Origin of the sequence: Aneurinibacillus thermoaerophilus, from assembly GCF_900099925.1 — a bacterium.
GTDB lineage: Bacteria > Bacillota > Bacilli > Aneurinibacillales > Aneurinibacillaceae > Aneurinibacillus > Aneurinibacillus thermoaerophilus.
On sequence record NZ_FNDE01000086.1, the window covers coordinates 1 to 1,746 of the forward strand.

Consider the following 1,746-nt stretch of genomic DNA (forward strand, 5'->3'; position numbering starts at 1 on the left):
GTTCGAGTCTCTCCGGGCACGCCATTTATGCCGATGTGGCGGAATTGGCAGACGCGCACGACTCAAAATCGTGTGGGGTACCCCCCGTGTGGGTTCGACTCCCACCATCGGCATCAAAAAGGAGACTTTGGGTTTGTGGAAAGCCTACTAATAAAAGTTTTATGACATACTATTTTTACTGCATACAATCTTCGTACTGTGTATTACTTATTAAAAGCTAAATCACCTAATTCATCAATGTTAATACTCCAAATATCATCGCCATTATATATAGCGACCTCATTAGCTTCTCTATTGAAGTAAAGTGAATATTTTTCTTTTTCTTTAATCAATTCCATGTCCTTCAAATATTGTTCCATATCTTGCATTTTCATTCCCCTTCCTTATTTAGTAGTTTGTGTTATTGTGAAACAATTGTTATTTTAAAAGCATTTCAAATGTCTATATTTCACTACTTAATCCGAAAAGCCTAAATTTTTAAATGAAGTTTCAATGGATATGTATGCAACGAATCCGTTCGACATTTACTTGTCATTCAAAACACAAGAGATAAACGCTTTTAAGATGCCTTCAAGAGAATACAATACAGATGTTCCTTTAAGAAGTGTTTTACAAGAATTAAAAGGATTGACGAATTGATTAGATAGTTTGCACACTGTAGCCTTGTAAAAAATTGTTTAATAATGATTGATTAAAAGTAGACGTTAAATCATAAAATGTCTACTTTTACAATGGTAATATGCACCAATGTAGTGTGTAGAAAAGGGTTGAGTAGATTAACCAATGGTTTTAGACGGCTTATGCTATATAAAAAAGTGAATCGAAATATATTGGGATTCATGCGTTCGATAGAATCTACATGTTTTGTTTTGTATTTCGAGGACTTATTTTAAAACTATTTGGTTTTTTTATCACTTTCTGTATTTTTTTACAAAAAAACTATTGACATCCATTTTTTTGATATTTTATATTATGAGTTGTAAGAAGAAAATTAAAAGGTGAAATTTTATGAAAACTAAAACTATTAGTAGGATGGTAAAAGGAGTCTTAGCAACATCGCTTGCTACAGCCGTTGCGTTTGGGGTAAGGCAAGAGTCATTGGCGGCTTCGCCTCAAAACCAAGAGAATGTTGTTAAACCACAGGCAGGTGTCATTACTCCTCAGTCTATTGTTTCAAAAACGAAGTCAGTAACTTTTAAGGCTGGAGGAACTTATCAAACGTTAAGCATTACAGGAACTTTTGAAACACAATATAGTGATATTTATGAGAGACAAATGTTTGCGGGAATTAAATCTATAACTTCGAAAGTAACAACTGGTGGAAGCTGGAAACAAACAGGGTATGAAGTACGGCTAATTGATGGTGGTCGTACATATGTTATTATTGTATCAGGATATTTTACAATAGCTGGAGTAACTTATACAGTTACAGAAAGCGTAGAATTTTATTGTAATGCTGATGGTTCCATTAGCTGATGAGAAAACTTCATTTTAACGAATGCCGAAATTTGAAATACAGGTGAAATTTAACATGAATAGCGATTCATCCCCCACCTACGTCGGAGGCGTGGAGGAAGGGGACTTCTCGCGTGTTATGTTAAAAAGCACTTTTCCTCTTCAGTAAAGAGGAAAAGTGCTTTTTTCTTTATTAAAACTAGACTTGCCCAAAATTTGATACAAAATTTACCATGTAGAAAGAACCGAAGGTTCTCCTAGGCAGCTTGTAACTGATTTTTTATCAAATCC

General features: G+C 34.2%; 2 protein-coding genes and 1 tRNA gene. 2 read left to right on the forward strand and 1 reads right to left on the reverse strand.

The genetic code is table 11. The annotated features are described in order from the left end of the window. Positions 1–29: 29 nt before the first annotated feature. Positions 30–113 (forward strand) — tRNA-Leu (locus tag BLR88_RS18725). 90 nt (positions 114–203) lie between these two features. On the opposite strand, the gene BLR88_RS19885 is transcribed toward BLR88_RS18725, so the two are convergent. Beyond that, entirely contained in the window at positions 204–368 is a 165-nt protein-coding gene (locus tag BLR88_RS19885) for a hypothetical protein (protein WP_156424103.1), read from the reverse strand. Between the two features lie 640 nt (positions 369–1,008). Between BLR88_RS19885 and BLR88_RS18730 the strand changes: the two genes are divergently transcribed. Continuing rightward, positions 1,009–1,476 (forward strand): hypothetical protein, encoded by a 468-nt coding sequence (locus BLR88_RS18730; protein WP_091261626.1) that lies wholly within the window; start codon positions 1,009–1,011, stop codon positions 1,474–1,476. Positions 1,477–1,746: the final 270 nt, after the last annotated feature.